Source organism: Pseudomonas sp. S09G 359 (assembly GCF_002843605.1).
Taxonomy (GTDB): domain Bacteria; phylum Pseudomonadota; class Gammaproteobacteria; order Pseudomonadales; family Pseudomonadaceae; genus Aquipseudomonas.
Map to the genome: position 1 here is coordinate 5,850,752 of NZ_CP025263.1, position 17,424 is coordinate 5,868,175.

Here is a 17,424-nt window from a genome sequence, read left to right on the forward strand (position 1 = left end):
CCCGCCCCCGGCTACATCCCCTTGCGCCGCTCCGCACGCGCCACGCGCTGAACCTCCTGACGCACCTCTTCCAACACTTCCTGCACATACAGCAGGTGACGCGTTGAAACGTCCCGTGCCTGCTCGGCACGCCCTTCGATAATCGCCAGGTACAGATCCCGGTGCTGGCTGATCAGCATGTCGCGGGTTTCCGTGCGCTGCTGGTACATGCCGCCGATGTTGGTCACTACGTTGCGTTTAAGCAGATCGAACAGCCCGCGAATCGTGTGCAATAACACCGCGTTATGGCTGGCTTCAGCAATCGCCAAGTGAAACCTTGCATCCGCAGCCCCCTCCTCCGCCCGACTGACGTCATCGGCGCGGGTGTAGCAATCCTGTAGCGCCTCAAATGCAGCGGTGAGCCGCTCGCGGTCAACCTCAGTCGCACGCAAGGCTGCGTAATAAGCACAAGAGGCTTCTAACGTCTGACGAAACTCCAGCAGATCACGCTGTGCTTCGGGGTTGTTTTCCAACAGATGCAGGAGCGGATCGCTGAAGGTCGAGCCCAGGGAGTCCGCGACATAATTGCCACCCCCCTGACGACTCACCAACAAGCCCTTGGCCGCCAGCTTCTGGATCGCCTCCCGCAAAGACGGGCGCGACACGCCAAATTGCTCGGCCAACGCGCGCTCGGCCGGCAAGCGCTCGCCTGACTTCAGCGTGCCCTCAAGGATCATGCCCTCAAGCTGCTCGACAATATCGTCAGACAAACGGCGCTGACGCACCTGATCAAACCCCATAACTCACTCTCCACCATCCCGACCACTCGCCGGGCCCTCTATTCTGGCCTATCGCCGCGCTTGCAGCACCTATCAGAACACCTTCGATTTACCCGCTCAGATCGCCTGCCACGCCAACCTACGACCAAAGTTTCGCAAGCGGCAAATTGACACACCGGCCCCAAGCCTTTTAACCTAGCCGACAGCGATTGTAAATTGGTATTACCAATTATCCAAGCTGACCAAACAACAACAATCAGGGGCCACCCCATATGCAAACCTGGCAACAGCTCTACAGCCCGCTCGGCAGCCTCGGCCTGTCCGCACTGGCCGCCGTTATTCCCATCGTATTCTTCTTCCTGGCCCTGGCTGTGTTTCGCCTCAAAGGCCACGTCGCCGGGAGCATCACCCTGGCGCTGTCGATCTTGGTCGCGATCTTCGCCTTCCAGATGCCGGTAGACATGGCGCTGGCTGCCGCCGGCTATGGTTTTGCCTATGGCCTGTGGCCCATCGCCTGGATCATCGTGGCAGCCGTGTTCCTCTACAAACTGACGGTCAAGAGCGGCCAGTTCGAGATCATCCGCAGTTCCGTGCTGTCGATCACCGACGACCAGCGCCTGCAAGTGCTGCTGATCGGCTTCTGCTTCGGCGCCTTCCTGGAAGGCGCCGCCGGCTTCGGTGCCCCCGTGGCGATCACTGCCGCGCTGCTGGTCGGCCTGGGCTTCAACCCGCTCTACGCCGCAGGCCTGTGCCTGATTGCCAACACCGCACCCGTGGCCTTCGGCGCACTGGGTATCCCGATCATCGTCGCAGGCCAGGTCACCGGCATCGACGCCTTCAAGATCGGCGCCATGACCGGTCGCCAACTGCCCCTGTTATCACTGTTCGTGCCGTTCTGGCTGGTGTTCATGATGGACGGCCTGCGCGGCGTGCGCGAAACCTGGCCGGCCGCACTGGTCGCCGGCTTGAGCTTTGCCGTCACCCAGTACTTCACCTCCAACTTCATCGGCCCGGAACTGCCGGACATCACCTCGGCGCTGGCCAGCCTGATTTCCCTGACCTTGTTCCTGAAAGTCTGGCAACCCAAGCGCACCGCAGGCGCACAGATTGCCGGCGCCACCTCCGGCGTAGCGATCACCGCCAGCGCGGGCGGCTTCGGCCTGCCACGCAGTACAGTCGCCTCGCCTTATAGCCTGGGGCAGATTTTCAAGGCCTGGTCACCGTTCCTGATCCTCACCGTGCTGGTCACCATCTGGACTCTCAAACCGTTCAAGGCGATGTTTGCCGCAGGCGGCTCGATGTACAGCTGGGTGTTCAACTTTGCCATCCCGCACCTGGATCAACTGGTGATCAAGGTGGCGCCGATCGTCACCAACCCCACCGCGATCCCTGCCGTATTCAAGCTGGACCCGATCTCGGCAACCGGCACGGCGATTTTCTTCTCCGCACTGGTGTCGATGCTGGTACTCAAGATCGATATAAAAACTGGTCTTACCACTTTAAAAGAGACCTTCTTTGAATTGCGATGGCCGATCCTGTCCATTGGCATGGTGCTGGCGTTCGCTTTTGTTACCAACTACTCCGGCATGTCTTCAACCATGGCCCTGGTGCTGGCCGGTACCGGTGCTGCGTTCCCGTTCTTCTCGCCATTCCTCGGCTGGCTAGGCGTTTTCCTGACAGGCTCCGACACCTCGTCCAACGCCCTGTTCAGCTCCCTGCAAGCCACCACCGCCCACCAGATCGGCGTCAATGACACCTTGCTGGTAGCGGCTAACACCAGTGGCGGCGTGACCGGCAAGATGATCTCGCCGCAGTCGATCGCCGTGGCCTGCGCAGCCACCGGCCTGGTGGGCAAGGAATCCGACCTGTTCCGCTTCACCCTCAAGCACAGCCTGTTCTTTGCCACCATCGTCGGGCTGATCACGCTGGCCCAGGCCTACTGGTTCACCGGTATGCTGGTGCACTGAGACCTGCACGTAATAGGGTAAGAATCGACGCCGGACAACGGTTCCGGCGTCTGCTATTTCTGGAGGACCGATGAGCCTGCCTGCTGCTTTCCTGAGCGACGCCGCACAACTGATCCCGAAAAATCGGCGTTTCGACGATCCACTTTCCACCCTCGCCTTCGGCACCGACGCCAGTTTTTACCGGCTGATCCCACAACTGGTAATCCGCGTGGAGTCAGAAGACGAAGTCGTCGCGCTGTTGCACCTGGCCCAGCGCGACCAAGTGCCGGTGACCTTCCGCGCCGCCGGCACCAGCCTGTCCGGGCAAGCCATCAGTGATTCAGTGCTGATCGTGCTGGGCGACAATTGGAACGGCCGCGAGATTCGCGGGCAAGGCACACAGATCCGCCTGCAACCGGGCGTAATCGGCGCCCAGGCGAATGCCTGGCTGGCGCCGTTCGGGCGCAAGATCGGCCCGGACCCGGCGTCGATCAATGCCTGCAAGATCGGTGGCATCGTCGCCAACAATGCCAGCGGAATGTGCTGCGGCACGGCGCAGAACACTTACCACACCCTGGCGGGCATTCGCCTGGTGTTGGCCGACGGCAGCCGCCTGGACACCGAAGACGCGACCAGTGTCAGCACATTTCGTAAACAGCATGGCGAACTGCTCGAGCGCTTGGCCACACTGGGCCGCGAGACGCGCGCAAACGCCGAGCTGGCAGCCAAAATCCGCCACAAATACCGTCTGAAAAATACCACCGGCCTGTCACTCAATGCCTTGGTGGATTTTGATGAGCCCTTGGATATCCTCAGCCACTTGCTGGTCGGCTCCGAAGGCACCCTGGGGTTTATCAGCGCAGTGACCTACAACACCGTGGTCGATCACCCGAACAAAGCGTCGGCGCTGATTGTGTTCCCGGATGTGGAAACCTGCTGCAACGCGGTGAGCGTGCTGAAAACCCAACCGGTCTCGGCTGTTGAGCTGCTGGACCGACGCAGCATGCGCTCGGTGCAGGACAAACCCGGCATGCCTGCTTTCGTACAACACCTGTCGGAAAATGCCTGCGCGCTGCTGATTGAATCCCGCGCCGCTACGCCGTCACTGCTGCACGAGCAATTGGCGCTGATCATGGATTCCCTGGCCAGTTTCCCCGTGGAGAAACAGGTCGACTTCACCGAGGACCCGCTGGAAAACGCCCGCCTGTGGGCAATCCGTAAAGACACCTTCCCCGCCGTCGGCGCCGTACGCAAAACCGGCACCACGGTGATCATCGAAGACGTCACCTTTCCGGTCGAGCAACTGGCCATCGGCGTGAACCGCTTGATCGAACTGTTCGACAAGCATCACTACGACGAAGCCATCCTTTTCGGACACGCCCTGGAAGGCAATCTGCACTTCGTGTTCACCCAAGGCTTCAACAGCGCGGAAGAAGTCGCACGTTATCAAGCGTTCATGGACGACGTCGCGCAGCTGGTGGCGGTGGAGTTCGGCGGTTCACTCAAAGCCGAGCACGGCACCGGCCGCAACATGGCGCCGTTTGTCGAGCTGGAATGGGGCAGCGATGCCTACCAACTGATGTGGCAACTCAAGCGCCTGCTGGACCCCAATGGCATTCTCAACCCCGATGTGGTGCTCAGCGAAGACCCGCAAATTCACCTCAAGCACCTCAAGCCGCTGCCCGCCGCCGACGAGCTTGTGGATAAGTGCATCGAGTGCGGTTTCTGCGAGCCGGTATGCCCCTCCAAGGGCCTGACCCTGAGCCCGCGCCAGCGCATCGTGATCTGGCGCGATATCCAGGCGAAGAAGCGCGCCGGCGTCGACACCACCGAACTGGAAGCCGCCTACCACTATCAAGGTATCGAAACCTGCGCCGCCACCGGCCTTTGCGCTCAGCGCTGCCCCGTGGGAATAAATACCGGCGACCTGGTGAAAAAGCTGCGCACCCGCGATGCAGACCGTACGAAAACCGCCGAATGGCTCGCCACCCATTTCGCCACGGCACTGCAAGGCGCGCGCTTTACCCTGCATGTCGCCAATGGCGCACGCATGGTGTTGGGCGCCCCGCGCCTGGCGAAGCTTTCAGCCACGGTGACGCGGCTGTCCAAGGGGCAGATCCCGCAGTGGACCGACGCCATGCCGCAGCCGGAAAAAGCCATTCGCTTCAGCCCCGCCGTGACCGACGAACGGCCTCGCGTGGTCTACCTGGCGGCCTGTGTCTCACGCGCCATGGGCCCGGCGGCGGGTGATAAAGAACAGGTGTCGCTGTACGACAAAACCCGGAGCCTGCTGGAAAAAGCCGGTTACCAAGTAGTGTTCCCCGACAACCAGGACAGCCTGTGCTGCGGCCAGCCTTTCGCCTCCAAGGGCTATGCCGAACAGGCTGAGCACAAGCGCCAGGAACTGATCGGCGCGCTGCTCCACGCCAGCCGTGGTGGGCTCGACCCGATCTACTGCGACACCAGCCCCTGCACCCTGCGCCTGGTGCAAGACTTGGGCGAAACGCGCCTGGACCTCTACGACCCGGTACGTTTCATCCGCACACACCTGATGGACCGCCTCGACTTCACACCCCAAGAGGCGCCGATCGCGGTGCACGTCACCTGCAGCACCCAACACCTGGGAGAAAGCCAGGCATTGATCGACCTGGCCAGACGCTGCTCCAACACCGTGGTGATCCCGGAAGGCATCCACTGCTGTGGGTTTGCCGGCGACAAAGGCTTCACCACGCCGGAACTCAACGCCCACTCACTGCGATCACTCAAGGACGCCGTGCAATATTGCAGCGAAGGCATCTCCACCAGCCGCACCTGCGAGATTGGCCTGAGCCAGCATGGCGGTATTGATTACCACGGCCTGGTGTACCTCGTGGACCGCGTCACCCAGGCCCGCGCGCATTAAGCCTGCAAAAAAACCGAACCCCTGCGCGCCGGCGTAGTCATCTGCATAGGCCTCGGCGAACGAGGCTCGCAGTGATGTCGCGGGCAGCCCTTGCGCTGCTCACTACATCGAGCCCATTTTCGCGAGGAGATACCCTATGAAGCGTTCCGCTCTTGCTGGCTTGTTCATCACCGCTGCGATGCTGGCCTCCCCTGTTTTTGCCGCTGGCGAGCCAGACCTGTGCAAAATCAACCTGGACAGAATCAACAACGGCAAAGCCCTGCTCGCCACCGACACCAGTGGCAAAAGCGGCGAGATAGACACCGCCGTTTCCCAGGCCAAGGCCGCTCACGCCGCCGGTGATGACAAGAAGTGCATCGAAATCACCTCCAAGGCCATCCAGGATCTGCAAAACAGCGAGAAAGGCGGCCAATAAACGCCCCTCTCGGTCGCGGCCAACCTTCGGGTTGGCCTTCTCTGACCGTTTGGCGTACACTGCACAGGCTTGTCACTCACTAAGAAACAACGAGTTACAAGCACGGGGCCGTTTAGGATTCGACGCCGGTCGCGAAACTTTAGGTGCATGCCGAGTTGGTAACAGAACTCGTAAATCCACTGTTGCAACTTCTTATAGTTGCCAATGACGAAACCTACGGCCAGGAATTCGCTCTCGCTGCGTAAGCAGCCTTAGCCCTGAGCTTCTGGTACCTTCGGGTCCAGCAATCACCAGGGGATGTCTGTAAACCCAAAGTGATTGTCATATAGAACAGAATCGCCGTGCAGTACGTTGTGGACGAAGCGGCTAAAACTTACACAACTCGCCCAAAGCACCCTGCCCTTCGGGTCGCTGAGGGTTAACTTAATAGATACGGCTACGCATGTAGTACCGACAGCGGAGTACTGGCGGACGGGGGTTCAAATCCCCCCGGCTCCACCATTTGATCAACTAAAGACGTCCACGGACGTCTTTTTTTGTGCCTGAAATCCAGCAAATACGGGGGTTTCAGCGCTTATGGGAGCTTTGGAGAGTTTCTGAGTTCCAGCCGCTTTGGTATCCCAGGTGGTATCCCGAACTGCCAAATGCTATTTTCAGGATACCAAAACGGTGCTGGAGGTAGCCCCATGCCTACTAACGCAACCCGCCTCTCCGATCGCCAGCTCAAGGCGGTTAAGGCAACTGGTAAAGATTTCGTCCTCAGCGACGGCGATGGCTTACAGCTTCGAGTCCGCGCGAGCGGCTCAATGATCTGGAATTTCAATTACCGCGAGCCCCTGACCAGACGCCGTATCAATATGGCGCTCGGTCCCTACCCCGATCTTTCGCTAGCCAACGCCCGGAAGAAAGCCGCAGAGGCGCGTGAGCTGCTCGCTTTGGGCACTGATCCCAAAACCCAGCGTGATGAGGTAAGGCAAGCCAAACTTGCTGAGACTGAACACACTTTCGAGAAGGTGGCCACGGCCTGGTTCGAGCTGAAGAAAGACTCCGTAACCAAAGCCTACGCCGAAGACATTTGGAGATCGCTGACGCTTCATGTTTTCCCAAGTATGAAAACAACGCCGCTCTCTCAAATCACTGCTCCGATGGTTATAAAGATCCTTCGTCCAATTGAGGCTAAAGGGAGCCTCGAAACCGTGAAACGATTGAGCCAACGACTCAACGAAATCATGACCTACGGGGTCAACTCCGGGCTGATATTCGCGAACCCCCTCAATGGAATTCGGGCGGTGTTCAAGAAACCCAAGAAAGAGAACATGGCTGCGCTACCACCTGAGGAGCTTCCCGAGCTCATGATGGAAATCGCGAACGCCAGCATCAAGCGCACGACCCGCTGCCTGATCGAATGGCAACTGCACACGATGACCCGCCCTGCCGAAGCAGCTACCACACGATGGGCAGATATCGACTTCGACAAGCGCATTTGGACCATTCCGCCAGAGCGCATGAAAAAGCGTCGCCCGCACACCATCCCGCTGTCCGACCATGCACTCGCGCTGCTGGAGGCCCTCAAGTCCCATAGCGGGCACAGGGAATACGTGTTCCCGGCAGACAGAAACCCACGCACCCACGCCAACAGCCAGACTGCCAACATGGCGTTAAAACGCATGGGCTTCCAGGACCGCTTGGTCAGCCACGGCATGCGCTCAATGGCCAGCACCATCCTGAACGAGCACGGCTGGGACCCCGAGCTGATCGAAGTTGCCCTTGCCCATGTCGACAAGGATGAAGTTCGAAGTGCCTATAACCGGGCAGATTACATCGAACGCCGACGCCCGATGATGGCTTGGTGGAGTGAGCATATTCAGAAGGCGGCAACGGGCAGTCTGTCGGCATCTGCGATCAATCAAATTAGAGACAATAATGTCGTGCCTATACGCTGAGGGCTCACCGGAGTGCCATGGCGCGCGGCATGCCTGTGCTCCTCCGACTAAGCCCCTGCGCATGGGAGGGCTCTGCATTCCCATGCGCAGGGGCTCGCATTTAAAAGACAAACGAATGGTTAATCGAATCTCCCTTCGCCCCCTGGCAGCCGCATTTTGCCAAACAGTGATGAAAGCTATGCGGCGTTCTTGCCACAGACCGTGCGTTCCGATCGACAACTCTTCATCTAGAGGGCCTGAAGGCCCTCATTAGCTGCAGGCGGCCTACGCGTGCGAGCGTCATCAGTAGCTCACTGGCCACGAAGCACCGGTCAATGGTGGCCACTGCTATCGCATTGACCGCGATCCTGACCAGCAGGCGCGACAACAGATCAGCCTTGAGCTCAGACACCACCGAATCGATGTGGTGTCCGCGTAAATTGGACATCGAGGATGACCAAGCTCTTCAATATGGCGCTGTTCCTGAGCAGCTTCCTGACTGATCCGACCGCCACCCAGCAACTTCACCTACTTCAAGCTCGAATTATGCAAGCGGCCATCCAACAACGATGGCAGCGAGAAAATCTTTAGACGTGGCAACTCAAGCATGTGCGTCGGTTTCTGACTCAGTATCTGAAAGACCACTCCAATGTTGCCAAGTTTACTATCGACTCACCATCGTGCTGATCTGGAATCGAATGGGGGAGGGCCCAAAACGCAAAAAGGTGCACTTAGGTGAATAGCACTGTTCACCCAAAGCTCACCGCCAAAATAAGGCAGTGATTATGGACCTGAGTGCGCGCTAGGGAAGGCTCTCCGGTGTGTCTAGCGAGATCAGCGGCGAATTAACGCGGCGCTCCTAGCAGAACCGGTAAAATCCAATACCCGAATATCTATTTTTGCATCAAATCCTGCAGAAACTCCGACTCCGGCTGGACAGCCGAAACATACAGTTGATCGCGGGCACGGGTGCAAGCCACATACAGCAACTGGCGTTCGGTGTTATAGATTTCGGTCAGCTCGACCTCGTCGGCAGCAGTGTCGATGCGCATTTGTGAAGGAATGATTTCATCATCGCAAGCCATCACCGCGACCACCCGAAATTCCATACCTTTGGCCAAATGCATGGTGGTGATGCTTACAAATCCTTCTTCCGTTGCCATATCCTTGCCAAGCACACGTCCTTTTAGGCCAGCAGCCTTTACCGCCGCCTTTGCGCGTGAGAGTTCGTCTTCAGATCGGACAAAGATGCCAATTTCCTGCGGCAGTACTCCAAAGTCGTTGCATTGCCTCAACCATACGCCAACGGCCTGGCTTTCTGTATCTGCATCGATATAGCCGCGAATGGTTGGCTCCGGCCCATTGAACACGGAAATCGTACCCTTACGGCTTTCGACATTGCCGTCTACGTCGGATACCTCGGGGTCGAGCAGGCGGTCAGCCTGCGAGCGAATTTGATGTGAGGTGCGGTAATTGATATTGAGCGTACGTGAGCGACCGCGCACATCCACACCCACAGATTTCCACGAGAACGGGGTTTGGAAAATGCGTTGGCCTAGGTCCCCCGCGAAAAAGAGTGCGTTGGCGCGGTTGCCGGCAATCGCTGCGAGGAAGCGCAGTTGCTGCACGCTGATGTCCTGAGCCTCATCTACCACGATGCAATCAAACACCGGATGCTTACGGTTTGGCATGACTTCAGCAAGCTTGGCGAACATTTCTGCGGTAGTGATCTTGCCGGCTTGTTTCAACTGCTTCTGCACCTGAGCGAACGCTTGCCAATACAAGGCGCGCTGCGCTTCAGGCAAACGGGTCTTTCGGCCAAGCCGCTTGGCGTCCCTGTAAGCCTCCCATTCATGGGCCTGCAAGCTGTCCACTACATCATCCCATTCGGACAGCAAGAACGTAGCATTGGCTTTCAGACCAGGGAACTGCGCAGCAGCAGCTTTAAGCAGTGAGGAAATTTCATCGCGGCTAGCGAATGTAGGCTTACCGAACTCCGCCGCATATAAGCGAATTCCGATGGCGTCCATCGCAGCCACGTCGATGCGTTCGCCGAGCTTGGGAGTATTCCAGATCAGCCGGTATAAATTGCCTCGCAGCGCGTTGGCCAGAGTATCCGAGAACGTGGAAAGCAGCACGCGGGCGTCCTCATCCTTACGGGCGAGATGAACTGCGCGGTGCAAGGCAACTACGGTCTTGCCGGTGCCGGCTGAGCCGGACACACGCGCCGCACCGTTGTAACTTCGATCGACCAGTTGACGCTGTGCCGGGTGCAGGAACACCGTCCACTTGTCCCACGGGTACTCTAAGGCACGGGCTAGCTCGTCCATATCGGACATGACGCGGAAGCGACGCTGTGCATCCGGATGTTGGAATGGATCAGCCCCTTTATCCGCCACTTCCGGCAATGCTGGTGTGCCACCTGTTGCCAATTCGAGTAGCGCTTCGGCCGCTTCTACGGGCAGATGGTCGGCTAGTTGCAGCAGCGAATCCTCGTCGGTGGCCATCACGTCGACAAGCCATTCCTGCGGGACTCCATAGGCTAGTAATTTAGCCTCGCTATATTTTGCGAATAGCTTCGGCTTATGAGGCTTTGCCGGCGTATTGTTCTCTACGTACTTAGGAACGAGAATTTCTTCAACACGCTCACGGATTTCGACGAGCTGCGCTGCGCCGGTAGTCGGATGTACTTCAAGCTTGCGTCGCTCGGCCCATTGATAGGCCCTGTCGTGGTGGTCGACGTAGCACAGCAGCAGGCTGCCCGTTGTCTTATGGACGATCACACGTATGTCGCGACTGACTCGCACCGACCAAAAATTCGGGTCTTTAGCTCTTTCGAGCTTGTGAAAGCTCATGCCTTTGCCACTCGGATCAACCTGCAAATCGAACGCGGTGGTCTTGGTTGCCTTCTGCTCATCGCCGGTCAAGCGGGCGAGGCTGGTGGTAAACGTATCAGCGATGCGGAATTCCATCAGTTCACCTTAAATACCTTCATCACCTCATCGCCGAGGTGATTGATGACCTTCACCGCAAACCGGCCATTGCTCGGTTTCGGGAAAGGGCGCGATGTGTCGGAGTTGAGTGTCGCCCAAGCGTCGGGATCGATTTCAGCCTTGAGAGTAGTTTTCAGGGCCTTGTATGGGTCGTTCGCGCCGAGGAAGTAGGCATGGCGGACGAAGAAGGACTCCTCGTTGTAGTCGGTGTCCAGGAACCAGCAGGCGATACCGTCCGCACCGTCGCTTCTTACTTCACCAGTACTGGGGTGAAATACGTCCACTCCGTTGATGCGCACCACCAGTTGCCCGTCAGCAGGCACCTCGATAACGTCACGCTTGCCATCGTATGAGCGGATGCTGCGTCCTTGCGTGTCCAGCACGTCCACATCCGGCTCGCCGAAGATCACAAACAGATTGCCTTTGCCGGTGTTCTTTAAGTCTTCAGCCATGTGAAGGTCGGCGTTCATGCGCGCTTTGAGTACGTTGATGCGGCCCAGTTTGCTGAATTCGCTAGCGGGTGCGTCGTAGTTGAAGGCACACGCGATGAGTACGTCAAAGTTGGCATCACCCGCTTCGCGTGCAGCATCCACGAGATCAGCTCGACTAATGGTGCCGAATTCTGGGCCTACCAAGATGCCTGCACGCTTCACTTGTCCATTTTCCAGGTAGTGGCCTTCGGCGCAGACCAGTTCTCCCGGCCACGGCTTCAATGAGGTGAATTCGATCTTGTCGGATTTGTGTGCCTGCTGCACACCGGCAGAACGCAGGTTAGACAGGATCAGACTGACGAAGTCCTGGCCGTATTCGGCTTGCGTTTCGGCCACATGGTCAATCAGGTTATCTTCCTCGTCCACACCTAACACGCGGTGCGGCGACAGCGACTCAACGGTGAATGGGCCGGCCACGCGTACACGCTTTTTGTCCGCGTACGGTTTGTCATAGAGAAACTCGGAATCGGCTTTGGCGTCGATTGACGCGTCGATTTCCTTTTGCCGGGCAATACGTTGCTGCCACCAGTCGCGGTGTAGCTTCTTCGCCGCGTCGCTCCATTTTGCACCGATCTCGCGCGGGATTTCCCATTCCCGCCATTGTTTGCCGAGCGCCTTGTTTAAGGCTACGCGCAATGGTTCCAGCACTTGCTGGAATTTGTCCCATATGACCTCGATCTCGGCGTTGTTAGCAATCGACTTCAAAGTAATGCGCGACACTCGCTCATACACGAAGCCGTGCACAATGTTGCCGTAGGTGGAGGACGAACTAGGTATGCCTCGTATAATTAAGGCTTCCTTCCGCTGGCCCTCCGGAGAATCAGCCAACAGGTAGAACGGGTACCGCGCGCCCATGATGCGGGCTCTTGCCAATGCCAATGCTACTCGCGAGGTGTCGACGGTGATCCAGCGGCGTCCCCATTGTTCAGCGACATATGCCGTTGTGCCGGAGCCGCAGGTCGGGTCGAGCACAAGATCACCGGGATCGGAAGCCATCAACAAACATCGTTCGACCACGGACGTTGCTGTTTGCACGACGTAAATCAAGCCGGTGCCGATCTGTAGCGACTCCCAACGATCCGCAATAGGCAAGACCGAGAAATCATTGAGATAGCGCTTGTAGCGTAGGGTTGAAGCGCCTGCAACAACACGCCCGGCTTTCGCTAGAACCCCAAGACCAGCGATTGTAGTTTTCCAGTGGTTCGACGCGCCTGAACGATATGGCTTGTCCCGAAACTCAAAAATCTGCTCACTTGAGGCCTGACCAGATGAAATCAGACTTGTTTGTTGAAAAATCCTTCCCGGAGGAATTTCGACTTTGCGCTCCAGTTCATCACGCTTCAACCGACGCTCTTCGCCGTCTTCAAGTTCGATTTGATCGTAGCGGTCTGAAGAAACATGGCCCGCGGTTCGCTGTGTGTAAAGCTGCCGATATTTGACTTTTTCTTTCGAGCGGGCGTACCAGAGTACAAAGTCCACAGTATTCGCTAGAAGACTTGATGACTGGCTGCCGGTTTTCTGCACTTGGATCATCGAGATGAAATTGTCTTCACCAAATATTTCGTCAAGCAAGACACGCACCCGATGCACATTCTCATCACCGATCTGCAAGAAAATAGAGCCGGATTCTGTCAGTAAATCCCGGGCCACTATCATTCGGTCACGCAAGTACGTCAGATACGAATGTATGCCGTCGCGCCAGGTATCTCGGAACGCCTTTACCTGCTCCGGTTCACGGGTGATGTGTCCAGCGTTGCCATCTTTCACATCGCGGCTCGTGGTTGACCACTGGAAATTGCTATTAAATTTGATCCCGTAGGGCGGATCGAAATAGATGCACTGCACCTTGCCGCGCAACCCCTCGCGCTCGGCCAGACTCGCCATCACCTGCAGACTGTCTCCCAAGATCATCCGATTCTGCCAATGACCCTCGTGCTGGTAGAACTCCGTGCGATCCGCGCCCTCGGGCAAACCATTGAAGTCGCCGAACAAGTCCAGCGTGCCAGCTTGTGGCTCGGCAGCCTCGCGACGTCCCTCCGTCTGGCGACGTAGATCGTCGATCAGCACCTTTGGCTTGACCTTTTCTTGGATGTAAAGCGGCGGCGCATTGACGACCAGATCTGACCAGTCCTGTTGATCCTTGCCGCGCCAAATTAGTTGCGGGTCGAGATCGCGGTTGCGCTGGACCTTTTCGTCGTCCATTCCGTTGTTACCGCGTGTATATCTCACCTTGATGGGTGCCTGCTCGTGGTGTTGCATCACCGACTGATGCTCCACGGTCGGAATGTTCTTGCGCTTAGCTTCAGTGTGCGTGAGCTGTTCAACGCTCTTGCCGGGCTGCTGCGTTCTCTTGGTCGCCATCTCAGTGTTCCTTGTTTCCCGCCGCAGGCGCAGCCGTTTCAATCATTTGGTTAAACTTCGCCTCGACCTCCTTGGCAAAATCTTCCTGCATTTCGTACACGTCGCCGAATTCCACAAAGGCCCAGCGGCCGTGATTACCGAGATGGTTCACGCCAGGGACCCAATAGGTATCCATCGTGGATTTCTTTATCTTCGCGTCCTCACGCCGGTAGCCCTTTATCTCAACGATTAAATTCAGTGGATCGCTCTTACCGCGACCGTCATCCACTTGCACAATAAAGTCCGGGATATAAATGCGATTGGACGAGCCGAAGCGGTAAGGGACTTCTAGGCCGAGGTTGTGGTTTTTGGTATAGGCCAGCACCTTGGGATGGGATTCAGCAATACGGCAGAACTCAGCTTCCCAGCCACTATCCAAAATCACCCAGTTGACTTGATTCTTTGGCTGGTTTTCCACCCCAACGGTTTCCCAGCGTTCGATGCCGGGGCGCGAGGTGTTGAAGCGAACGTGCGCGGTGCTACCAGTCGGGTTGAACGGATCGAGAATAGCCTTAACCTGCCGCCCTTTTTTCAGTTCTTTCGCCGTAATGCCCTTTGTGATGTATTGGCAGGCTCTGTCCGCCAGCTCACGGTACATCAATTGAGCCGCGCAAGTGCCTCCTTTGCATTCTAGGCACTCTTCCAACCACTGGCGCACAATGCGCTTGAGTTGGCCAAACAGGGCAATCGGTGCATCTTGGCCCTGGTCACGCCAATGCTGGAACAGCAAATGCTTGGTCAGCTCCATCAGTAGAGTGGACTGGCGCACGTCTTCCAGATGCTTAATATCCAGCTCCACCGTTTCGCCGATGATGCCAGCGTTATGAGTTTTGGTCGCGCCGACGTCCTCCGGCGTTAGAGTGAGGTGATGGTCTTCATTGAATTCGGCTTCGAGTTGCTCTTCCGGTAATTCAACGCGATAGCCTTGCACGCGCGGGAACCGGATTTCCAGATGGTCGCGCTCCGGTCGCAGAGCATTTACCATGATGGTTTCACGCGGCTTGGACGGAGTGACCAAAACCGGCTTGGCCGTGAAGTCGAAGGGAATGCCGAATACGTCGGCATATTCCACGTCGAACAGGCCCGTGTTTTCGTTCAATTCGTAGTTTTGACGTCGTAGGGCACGACCGATAACCTGTTCGCACAGTAACTGCGTACCAAACGCACGCACACCAAGAATGTGGGTAACTGTATTGGCGTCCCAACCTTCGGTGAGCATGGACACCGACACCACGCAGCGGATTTGTTCGCCCAAGCGGCCCTGCTTGCCAACGGTGTTCATCACCTCTCGTAGCAGTTCGCTGTCACTCAGGTTCTCCGCCTGGCGGCGGTCGCCAGTGCGTTCGATGATCTCGCGCTTGAAGCGTTCGATCTCGTCAGCGGCCATAGCCCGAAAGTTATCGTCCAGAGCCTCACCAGATTCGAGCTGCTCGCTGTCGATAAGTAGTGTGTTCGGACGCGCGAGCGGCTCGCCATGCTCGTCGAAATTTCGGAACAGCTCCAGCCGCCCCGGCACAGGAGTGATGGACCCATCTTCATTCGTGCGTTCGAAACCAGAGATGTAATCAAACACAAGTTTGGAAGTGGCGGTGTTGTTGCACACCACTATGAAGCACGGCGGCACTTTGATGCCTGCTTGATTCCAGGCTTCGTAAGTTTTGAGGTAGTGGCCGTACAAGGCCTCCAGCGCGGTTTGCAATTCCACCGGGATAGCCAATGGGTCGAGCAAGGCGTTCTTGCCGCGCCCCTTCTTAGGCATCTTTTTCCCAATGTGCTTCCAAAGTTCGCGGTAGATGGGCATTTCCGCACCAGGGATATTGTCGGCCACTGGCACACGCGGTAATTTAACGATGCCACATTCGATAGCATCCATCAGCGAAAAGTCGCTCATCGTCCAAGGAAACAACGTACCTTCCACGTACCCGGATCCGGCCAGGAAGAACGGCGTGGCTGACAGGTCCATTACCCGCTGCAGGCCCAGTTTTCTGTTCACTGCTTCCAGGCCAGAAATCCAGAGTCGTGCGGCTTTATTATTTTCCTCAGCCTCGGCCCTCCTATCTTTATCCAGATCTTCGTCGTCCTCCGTAGCGTGCGGCTTTTCTCTGTAGCAATGATGCGCCTCATCGTTGATAACAAGGATGTTTTTCAGTCCCATCAACTCAGGCATGACTCGTTGGAGCATCTGACCCTCGGTTTCAAGCGTGTCCAGCTCGCTGCCGACGCGGCCTTGCAGCAAGCGACGCCCCCCCTTGGACAGCTCCATGCGCTCACGCAGTTTGAAAGAGTGGTAGTTGGTAATGACGATCTTGGCCTTGTCCAGATCCATCAGCATGTCACGCGGCACGATCTCGCGATTGGCGTAATAGCTGTCCGCATCGTTAGGTAGCAGCACGCGAAGACGATCTTTGATAGTCAGGCCGGGTGCGACCAGCAGGAAACCACGGGTGAATTTCTTGCTCTGCGGATGCCGCACGGCATTGACTGTCTGCCATGCGATAAGCATCGCCATGACCGTAGTCTTGCCAGCACCGGTGGCCAGCTTCAGCGCCAGACGCATTAGGCCGGGATTGGCATCTTGGCTGACCTTTTTTAGGTGATCGAGGTAGCGCTCACCATTCTTGCCGAGCTGCGGGGCTACTTCAGTCAGCCAGATAGCGGTCTCGGCCGCTTCGACCTGGCAGAAGAATGGGCGCACACCGCTGAACTTAAAGTTGCGCCAGTGCTCCAGCAAACGCGCTGTCTCGGGCGTGACACGCCACTGCGATGGTGGCAACCGCCGCCACGCATCCACCTCTCGCCGCACTGCATTAATCAATTCCGAATGACGGTAGCGCTGCCCATCGTCAGCAAGGTTCTCAACCTCATCCAGCGCCAGAGTGGTTTGCTCGCCATGGTACCGGCGTGGTTTCGGGATAGGACTTATGAAGCTGGAAGTTCGGCGAGACTCCACGATTTCTTGCGTGGGATGCCCTTTATCGTCGAGTTCCCAATGCAGCGACGGATAGCCATAAGGAGAATTGAGAATAGGCTGCTTGAAAAACTGGTCACTCACTTCTTTAGTCCCTAAAATTTTAGGCTGTTTCGGAGCGACTCAAAGCTCGAGGCCCGATCTTCAGCTACGTCCTTGGCCGGATGGCTTGTTTAGGATCGTCACCCAGCAAACGGGTGATATTGTCGATCAAATCCGTGATTATCCCTTAACGAAATGGATTGTGTAGCATTCATTAACCCCGTTTTTTTGTCATACGAGACTTAGCCTGTCAGAGCCAGTGACTAGGAATCTCAACCTGATAGTTCTTCGCCACAATGTTGAGGGTGGCAAGGATTTCTGCATGGCGGAGCTCATCATTTGGTTGCCAGCTTGCTCGATGGCCCAGGAGAGCTTTTAGCTCAGCTAGGTTGTACATACCCAAGCGATGAAAATTGCCCCAGGAAGGTTCGCCGAAAAGGTTGTAGATGACCACGGTAGAGTCGCGCTCACTTGCCAGACGCTTCTCGCCTGTGATCTTTTCGGCAGCAGCCTCAGCCTCGTCGCGGTCGTCGTAGGTATTCAGTAATTTCATTGATGCATCAGCAGTAGTGAGTGAGGCCGGATTT

The 17,424-nt window shown here is 57.2% G+C and carries 9 protein-coding genes, 1 other RNA gene and 2 pseudogenes; 7 read left to right on the plus strand and 5 right to left on the minus strand.

Going from position 1 to position 17,424, the window contains the following annotated elements; genetic code table 11:
* Positions 1-11: 11 nt before the first annotated feature.
* Positions 12-779, minus strand: coding sequence for a GntR family transcriptional regulator (locus CXQ82_RS26890; RefSeq protein WP_101273047.1), 768 nt, complete (start codon positions 777-779; stop codon positions 12-14).
* A gap of 251 nt (positions 780-1,030) precedes the next feature.
* Here CXQ82_RS26890 and CXQ82_RS26895 point away from each other — a divergent pair, with 251 nt between their 5' ends.
* From CXQ82_RS26895 to CXQ82_RS26925, 7 genes and pseudogenes are all read left to right on the plus strand, one after another.
* Positions 1,031-2,725, plus strand: coding sequence for a lactate permease LctP family transporter (locus tag CXQ82_RS26895; RefSeq protein WP_101273048.1), 1,695 nt, complete (start codon positions 1,031-1,033; stop codon positions 2,723-2,725).
* A gap of 70 nt (positions 2,726-2,795) precedes the next feature.
* Positions 2,796-5,606: an FAD-binding and (Fe-S)-binding domain-containing protein gene (locus CXQ82_RS26900; RefSeq protein ID WP_101273049.1), complete on the plus strand. Its 2,811-nt coding sequence runs from the start codon at positions 2,796-2,798 to the stop codon at positions 5,604-5,606.
* Between the two features lie 136 nt (positions 5,607-5,742).
* Positions 5,743-6,021 (plus strand): hypothetical protein, encoded by a 279-nt coding sequence (locus tag CXQ82_RS26905; protein WP_101273050.1) that lies wholly within the window; start codon positions 5,743-5,745, stop codon positions 6,019-6,021.
* A gap of 104 nt (positions 6,022-6,125) precedes the next feature.
* Positions 6,126-6,522, plus strand: a transfer-messenger RNA (tmRNA) gene (ssrA, locus tag CXQ82_RS26910).
* A 185-nt stretch (positions 6,523-6,707) separates the two neighbouring features.
* On the plus strand, positions 6,708-7,964 hold the full coding sequence (locus CXQ82_RS26915; RefSeq protein WP_101273051.1) for an integrase domain-containing protein: 1,257 nt from the start codon (positions 6,708-6,710) through the stop codon (positions 7,962-7,964).
* 135 nt (positions 7,965-8,099) lie between these two features.
* Positions 8,100-8,382: pseudogene (locus CXQ82_RS31725) on the plus strand (integrase); the annotation flags it as partial.
* 14 nt (positions 8,383-8,396) lie between these two features.
* Positions 8,397-8,686, plus strand: a pseudogene (locus CXQ82_RS26925) (hypothetical protein).
* A gap of 150 nt (positions 8,687-8,836) precedes the next feature.
* Here the strand turns inward: CXQ82_RS26925 and CXQ82_RS26930 are convergent.
* The 4 genes from CXQ82_RS26930 to CXQ82_RS26945 all read right to left on the minus strand — a co-directional run bounded on the left by CXQ82_RS26930 (position 8,837) and on the right by CXQ82_RS26945 (position 17,390).
* Positions 8,837-10,915, minus strand: coding sequence for a UvrD-helicase domain-containing protein (locus CXQ82_RS26930; protein ID WP_101273053.1), 2,079 nt, complete (start codon positions 10,913-10,915; stop codon positions 8,837-8,839).
* Entirely contained in the window at positions 10,915-13,788 is a 2,874-nt protein-coding gene (locus CXQ82_RS26935; RefSeq protein WP_101273054.1) for a site-specific DNA-methyltransferase, read from the minus strand. The genes CXQ82_RS26930 and CXQ82_RS26935 overlap by 1 nt, the downstream gene beginning before the upstream one ends.
* A 1-nt stretch (position 13,789) precedes the next feature.
* A complete protein-coding gene (locus tag CXQ82_RS26940; RefSeq protein WP_101273055.1) occupies positions 13,790-16,879 on the minus strand; it encodes a BPTD_3080 family restriction endonuclease in 3,090 nt (1,029 codons plus the stop codon).
* Positions 16,880-17,087: 208 nt separating this feature from the next.
* Positions 17,088-17,390: a hypothetical protein gene (locus tag CXQ82_RS26945; RefSeq protein WP_101273056.1), complete on the minus strand. Its 303-nt coding sequence runs from the start codon at positions 17,388-17,390 to the stop codon at positions 17,088-17,090.
* Positions 17,391-17,424 lie beyond the last annotated feature (34 nt).